This is a genomic window from Moorena sp. SIO3I6 (assembly GCF_010672095.1).
Window position 1 is genome coordinate 1 of sequence record NZ_JAAHHU010000256.1, and the last position, 6,784, is coordinate 6,784.

7 protein-coding genes and 1 pseudogene are annotated in these 6,784 nt (G+C 44.8%); 6 read left to right on the forward strand and 2 right to left on the reverse strand.

Going from position 1 to position 6,784, the window contains the following annotated elements:
• Nucleotides 1-165: 165 nt before the first annotated feature.
• The 5 genes and pseudogenes from F6K49_RS33145 (at nt 166) to F6K49_RS33160 (ending at nt 5,027) form a co-directional block, all read left to right on the forward strand.
• On the forward strand, nt 166-1,113 hold the full coding sequence (locus tag F6K49_RS33145) for a pentapeptide repeat-containing protein (protein ID WP_293041716.1): 948 nt from the start codon (nt 166-168) through the stop codon (nt 1,111-1,113).
• Nucleotides 1,091-1,249, forward strand: coding sequence for a hypothetical protein (locus F6K49_RS33150; RefSeq protein WP_293017464.1), 159 nt, complete (start codon nt 1,091-1,093; stop codon nt 1,247-1,249). Before F6K49_RS33145 ends, F6K49_RS33150 begins: the two co-directional genes overlap by 23 nt.
• A gap of 329 nt (nt 1,250-1,578) precedes the next feature.
• Nucleotides 1,579-2,487: a pentapeptide repeat-containing protein gene (locus F6K49_RS33155; protein WP_293103485.1), complete on the forward strand. Its 909-nt coding sequence runs from the start codon at nt 1,579-1,581 to the stop codon at nt 2,485-2,487.
• Between the two features lie 473 nt (nt 2,488-2,960).
• A pseudogene (locus F6K49_RS53730) lies at nt 2,961-3,110 on the forward strand (pentapeptide repeat-containing protein); the annotation flags it as partial.
• A gap of 183 nt (nt 3,111-3,293) precedes the next feature.
• Nucleotides 3,294-5,027, forward strand: coding sequence for a pentapeptide repeat-containing protein (locus F6K49_RS33160; protein WP_293103489.1), 1,734 nt, complete (start codon nt 3,294-3,296; stop codon nt 5,025-5,027).
• 245 nt (nt 5,028-5,272) lie between these two features.
• On the opposite strand, the gene F6K49_RS33165 is transcribed toward F6K49_RS33160, so the two are convergent.
• Both F6K49_RS33165 and F6K49_RS33170 read right to left on the reverse strand, forming a co-directional pair.
• On the reverse strand, nt 5,273-5,422 hold the full coding sequence (locus F6K49_RS33165) for a hypothetical protein (protein WP_293103494.1): 150 nt from the start codon (nt 5,420-5,422) through the stop codon (nt 5,273-5,275).
• Nucleotides 5,423-5,456: 34 nt separating this feature from the next.
• Entirely contained in the window at nt 5,457-5,798 is a 342-nt protein-coding gene (locus F6K49_RS33170) for a hypothetical protein (protein WP_293103497.1), read from the reverse strand.
• Between the two features lie 30 nt (nt 5,799-5,828).
• Between F6K49_RS33170 and F6K49_RS33175 the strand changes: the two genes are divergently transcribed.
• Nucleotides 5,829-6,784, forward strand: a 956-nt coding sequence (locus F6K49_RS33175; protein ID WP_293103500.1) for an alcohol dehydrogenase catalytic domain-containing protein, incomplete at its 3' end; no start/stop codon positions are given.

The following is a 6,784-nucleotide window of genomic DNA, read 5'->3' on the forward strand; positions in this document are numbered from 1 at the left end:
CTCCCTACTCCCTACTCCCTACTCCCTACTCCCTACTCCCTACTCCCTACTCCCTACTCCCTACTCCCTACTCCCTACTCCCTACTCCCTACTCCCTACTCCCTACTCCCTACTCCCTACTCCCTAATTTATAGCTCACCCAATTAATAACTCCTAAAAATGCTAATGAAAGCTCAAACAATTCTAGCGAGATATGCCCAAGGAGAAAGGGATTTCCGAAAGGTAAATCTCAGGGGTCAGTCATTCCAAGGGAGAAACCTGTCTGGGGCAGATTTTAGTGACGCTGATCTTAGAGGAGCTAACTTTAAGAATGCGATGCTCAGGGGAACTAAGTTCCGTCAGGCAAAGGCTGGATTACAAAGATCCTGGTCAATTGTTATTCTATTGGTTTCATCGATAGCGTTAATACTATCAGCAATTGCTTCATTTTATGGTGGGAGTTATGCAGCATTTATTGTTAACTATGTCCAGGGTTCAAACCTAATCTTTGCCTGGATAGCCTTGGTAGCAATAATTGTTTTATTTTTTGTTATCCTTGGTCAAGGTATTCAAACAGTCCAAGCTTTAGTGGTAGGCTTGGTCTTTGCCTTTGCCGTAGCTGTTGCTGTCGCTGGAGCCTTTGGCTTAGCCTTCCCCTTCGCCCTAGCCTTTGCCTTAGGCTTACCCTTGGTCATAGCCCTAGCGGTAGCTACCACTGGAGCGGCAGTGGAAGTGTTTGATGGTGTCTTAATTGGAGTCTTAGGCTTGTTGGTAGCAGTAGGTGGAGCTGTAGCTGGAGTCTATGCCATACAGCAGTTAGCCTTGCCCTTTGCCAGAACCGGAACCTTGGGCTTCCAGCTCGCCTCTTCCTTAGCTGGAACTTTAGCCTTCCTCTTGGCTTTACTTGGTTCTTACCTGGGCTGGGGTGCTCTAACGGAAGACCCTAAACATGCCTGGATTCGGACGAATGCGATCGCATTTGCGGCTACAGGGGGTACTAGCTTTTACAACGCTGACCTAACCGATGCTGACTTTACCGGAGCTACCCTCAAAAATACAGATTTAAGACAGGCTAATCTTACTGGTACTAGTTTGGAAAATACTAGTAAACTTGACTTGGCTAGACAGAGCTAAGGTGAGCTATCAGTGGTCAGCCGTCAGCGGTCAGTGGTCAGCTTATTTGCTACGGCCAACGGCTGAGGGTTCTTTCCCTATTCCCTGTTCCCAGATCCGCTGTTCCCTTTCCATTAATATAGCGCTATACTTTTAAAGTTTCTTAATTTGCTTCAATCAGAAAATATGATATATTGTTCAGTGAATATACTGAACCCAGTTTATCATCAAGACTCTGTTCCTTCGGTTTTCCCTAGGGAGTCTAATCCCTAAGTCAGGGGAAATACATCTAAATTAATTAATCAGCACAAATAATCTAATTATTAATACTTCAGGTAAGCCGTCAGCCGTGAGCTTTTAGCTCACGCTACGCGAACAGCCGTCAGCTCTTAGTTATCAGCTTGTTTTATTCAAAAGCTGAATGCTGAATGCTGAATGCTGAATGCTGAATGCTGACCGCTGAATGCTGATAACTGATAGCTTACTATGTTACTACCACTAATGGAAGCTATGAAAGCTAATGAAGTTCTAACCAGATATAAGAATGGAGAAAGGGATTTCCGCAGGGTAAATCTCAGAGGTCAGTCTTTCCAGGGGCAAGACCTTTCAGGAACAGATTTTAGTGAAGCTGATATTAGGGGAGCCAACTTTAAGAATGCTATTCTAACCGGAACTAACTTCTGTAAGGCCAAGGCGGGATTACAAAAACGGTGGGTAACTGTTCTTCTGTTAGTTTCCTGGATAGTGTCAGGACTATCAGGAATTCTCTCCTTCCTTGGTGGGGGGGTAGTAGCGTTTATCTTTGACAACTTAGATAACCAAGTCTCCGGCTGGATAGCTTTGGTTTGTGTAATTATAGTATATATTGTTATCCTGCGTAAAGGTATGGGAGCAGGAGCCGTCCTCGGTTTCGTCTGTGCTTTCGGTGCTGTCAGCACCGTTGCCATCGACAGCGGCAGCGTCAGCGGCTTCGCCTGCCCGATTGCCATCGCCAGCATCTATGCCGTTGCCATCACCAGCGCCAGCGCCAAGACCAGCGCCAGGGCCAGCGCCAGGGTCGTTAGCCTCTTCATCACCAGCGCCAGTGTCAGCGCCCTCGCCTTCCGATTAAGCGGATCTGTAGACATAGCCGTAGCCATAGCTGTAGCCTTAGTCTTAGTATTACTTGGTGCTTACCAGGGCTGGCGTGCTCTAAAAGGGGACCCCCGAGATGCCTGGATTCGCACTACTGCGATCGCATTTGCGGCTACAGGGGGTACTAGTTTTTACAACGCTGACCTAACCAATGCTGACTTTACTGGAGCAACGCTCAAAAGTACAGATTTAAGACAGGCTAATCTTACTGGTGCTTGTTTGGAAAATACTAGTAAACTTGACTTGGCTAGACAGAGCTAAGGTGAGCTATCAACCGTCAGCTGTTAGCTGATAACAAGGGTAAATATTCAGTTGGGAGTGGGGAGCACTTCCCACATTCCCCTTTCTTTCCCTGTTTCATGGGTATAGCGCTATAGTTTTTGATTGTTCTAAGTCTTTTCGCTCAGGATTTTAAGTGTTTTATCTGAGAAATTGTTATATACTCAGAGCTCTGGTTTGTGATAGGATCATAATTGATTAAATTGAATCAGTTTCTAATTGAAACTTCCCTCCTTTGATTTTCCTTGGCGATTATGATCGCGAAGGCAGGGAAAATGCATCTAAATTAATCAGCAAAAATACTCTAAGAATCAATACTTAAGGTAAGCATTCAGCAGTCAGCTGACGTAACAGAGATTAAAGCAATGCTTAGCTGTTTTATTCAAAAACTGTTCGCGTAGCGTGTGCGTAGCACATAAGCTGATAGCTGATAAACCACTATATAACTATCACTAATGAAAGCTGAAGAAGTTATAAGCAGATATAAGAATGGAGAAAGGGATTTCCGTAAGGAAAATCTCAGAGGTCAGTCATTCCAAGGAAAAGACCTTTCAGGGGCAGATTTTAGTGAAGCTGATATTAGGGGCGCGAACTTTAAGAATGCTACTCTAAAGGGAACTAAGTTCTGTAAGGCGAAGGCTGGATTACAGAAACGGTGGACAATTGTTCTTCTGTTAGTTTCATGGATAGTGTCAGGACTATCAGGAATTGTATCCTTACTTGGTGGGGCGGTAGTAGCGTTAATCTTTGACAACGACTTAGAATCCCAAGTCTTCGGTTGGATAGGTTTGGTTATACTAATTGTAGTATATAGTGTTATCCTGCGTCAAGGGCTCGGAGCAGGAGGCGCCATCGCCAGCGTCATCGCCAGCGCCATCGCAATCGTCATTGCAATCGTCTTTTCCATCCCCATACCCGTCGCCAGCGCCATACCCGTCGCCAGCGTTATCGCCATCGCCACCATCATCGCCATCGCCACCATCATCGCCAGCGCCAGCGCCAGCGCCATCACCACCATCATTACCAGCGCCACCATCATCGCCAGCGCCGTCGTGGGTGCCTTCAGATTAAGCGGACCCGTAGACATAGCCGTAGCCATAGCTGTGGGCTTAGTCTTAGTATTACTTGGTGCTTACCTGGGTTGGCGTGCTCTAAAAGGAGACCCCCGAGATGCCTGGATTCGCAATATTGCGATTGCATTTGCTGCTACAGGAGGTACCAGTTTTTACAACGCTAACCTAACCGATGCTGATTTTACGGGAGCTACCCTCAAAAGTACAAATTTAAGAGAGGCTAATCTCACCTGTACCTGTTGGCGAAATACCATAAAACTTGACCGAGCTAGACCAGGTAAAACTATCTTAGCTGATACTGCTGTCAGAGAATTATTGATAACTGGTAATGGTTATAATACTAATTATAGTAATGCCAATCTTAGAGGCGCAAATTTAAAAGGAGCTAAGTTAAAAAGGGCTAATCTAAAACTGGCTGATATTAGCGAAGCTACCTTAGAGGAGGCTAATTTAGAATGGGCTAATTTAACTGAAGCTCAAGCAGTTGGTACTGATTTTACTCATGCTTATTTAACCGGAGCTTGTTTAGAAGCGTGGAATATTGACTCAACAACTACCTTAACTAATATTGATTGTCAGTATGTCTTTTTACTAGAGAAGCCCAATCCTCAAGGAAGTCGAGAGCGTCGTCCCCATGATCCTGATCGGGTTTTCCAACCAGGGGATTTTGAAAAGCTCTATAAAAAGATTATGAATACCGTGCAGATTCTGCTGCGGAATGGTGTTAATCGAGAAGCATTTCGTCAAGCCTTCCAAAAAATAATGGCGGAATATCCTGAAATTACTCATGATTCGATTCAAGCCATTGAGAATAAAGGTAATGATGTTTTGCTTACCTTGGAAGTGCCAGAAGCCACAGATAAAGGTAACGTTGAAAAACAATTTTTACAAGTTTATGAAGTTAGGTTAAAAGCAGAGAAAAAAATTGCTTTTCTAGAGGGTAGAGAAGAGGCGATAACTCACCATATTCAGGATCTAAAGGAAATTGCTATAGCCTCTAAAAGCAATCAGTCATCGAATCCTATAGTTAATTTTACAAATACAGCTAAAGCGGAGAGTAATATGTCAGATAATTCACAGAGTTTTAATATAGGTAATATAGATCAAAGCCAAGCTAATAATCCTAATAACTTTAATGTTTTCAACGACAATGCTAGACAAATTAACACGAATAATTTTACATCAGAGCCAAAACAAAGCCTAGCCGAAGCAGCAGCAGAAATCCAGCAACTCCTAAACCAACTATCCCAGACTAATCCCACTACAACCAACAAAGAAAAGATGATAGTTGTAGGTGAAGTTATTGACCAAATTGAGACTAACCCAACTCTAAAAGCCAAGGTTATCAATGCCCTGAAAGCAGGAGGAGTGGAAGCTTTCAAGGAAGCTATAGATCATCCTCTGGTGAATATTTTGATGGCAACAATTGATGGCTGGAGCGAGGTTTAGGCGTAGGGTGTGTTAGGGACGGGCTCGCAATGATTTTCTCCGTCGCCAGTGTTTAAAAAGCCCGTCCCGTAACGCACCACCGGGTTAAACAGCTTTAATGAGATGTATGAAATTAATGTTTAGTAGTAATTTCCGAAATAGCGTTGCCTCAGTCTTTGAATGAATATCAGTAGAGTGGGCATCCTGCCCGCCCGCAAATCTATTAAATATCAGTAGAGTGGGCATCCTGCCCGCCCGCAAATCTATTAAATATCAGTAGAGTGGGCATCCTGCCCGCCCGCAAATCTATTAAATATCAGTAGAGTGGGCATCCTGCCCGCCTGAAAATAAGCATGAAACTGGCAAGATGCCAGTTCTACCAAGATGCCCATTCCATGATCTATTGAAACTGGCAAGATGCCAGTTCTACCAAGATGCCCATTCCATGATCTATTGAAACTGGCAAGATGCCAGTTCTACCAAGATGCCCATTCCATGATCTATTGAAACTGGCAAGATGCCAGTTCCACGCCTGATGCCCATTCCATGATCTATTGAAACTGGCAAGATGCCAGTTCCACGCCTGATGCCCATTCCATGATCTATTGAAACTGGCAAGATGCCAGTTCCACGCCTGATGCCCATTCCATGATCTATTGAAACTGGCAAGATGCCAGTTCCACGCCTGATGCCCATTCCATGATCTATTGAAACTGGCAAGATGCCAGTTCCACGAATTTTTAGCCTACTCCAGTCAGTAATGCCACCGATTAAGATGAGAAATAGGAACAAATTTCTCTAATCTTGTCACAACAATCAACAATGAAAGGACTCTGGCTCGAAAACCAGCAACTGCAACTGCGCACTGACCTCCCTGTGCCATCACCACCCTCTGATGAAGCCTTAGTGCGGGTGTTGCGTGCGGGGATATGCAACACGGATTTGGAACTAATCCGAGGCTATTACCCCTACAAAGGTATATTAGGTCATGAATTTGTTGGTGTTGTGGAAGATGGACCAGACAATTTAGTCAACCAGCGGGTGGTGGGAGAAATTAATGCGGCCTGTGGTGAATGTCGATTTTGTAGAAGTGGACAACCGACTCACTGCCAAAACCGTACTGTCTTAGGTATTGTTAACCGTAACGGAGCCTTTGCTGACTATCTGACCTTGCCAGTAAAAAACTTACATCCCTTACCCGATACTATTTCTACTGATGCCGCCACCTTTACTGAACCTTTGGCTGCTGCTCTGGAAATTCAGGAACAAGTCAGGGTTGCTCCCGACCACCAGGTGTTAGTAGTCGGAGACGGTAAGCTCGGACAACTGGTGGCACAAACCCTAGCCCTAACGGGCTGTAATTTGCTAGTGATTGGCCGTCATCACGAGAAGTTGGCCAATTTAGAAGCCAGAGGAATTAAAGTAGGCTTTGCCGATGCCATCACTAACGGTAGTTTCGATATCTCAGTCGAGTGTACTGGCAACCCCGAAGGCTTTGCCCTTGCCCGTGGAGCCTTGCGCCCACGAGGTACCCTCGTCTTAAAAAGTACCTACGCTGGCCAGCTAACCTTTGATGCATCATCTCTGGTAGTAGACGAAATCACGCTAATCGGTTCCCGTTGCGGTCCCTTTAAACCAGCCATTGATTTACTAGCACAAGATAAAGTAAATGTCAACTACCTGATCCAAGCTCATTACCCAGTTGAAGAAGGGTTAACCGCCTTTAACCATGCCCAGCAGCAGGGAGTCTTGAAAATTTTACTGACCATGGATCAGAA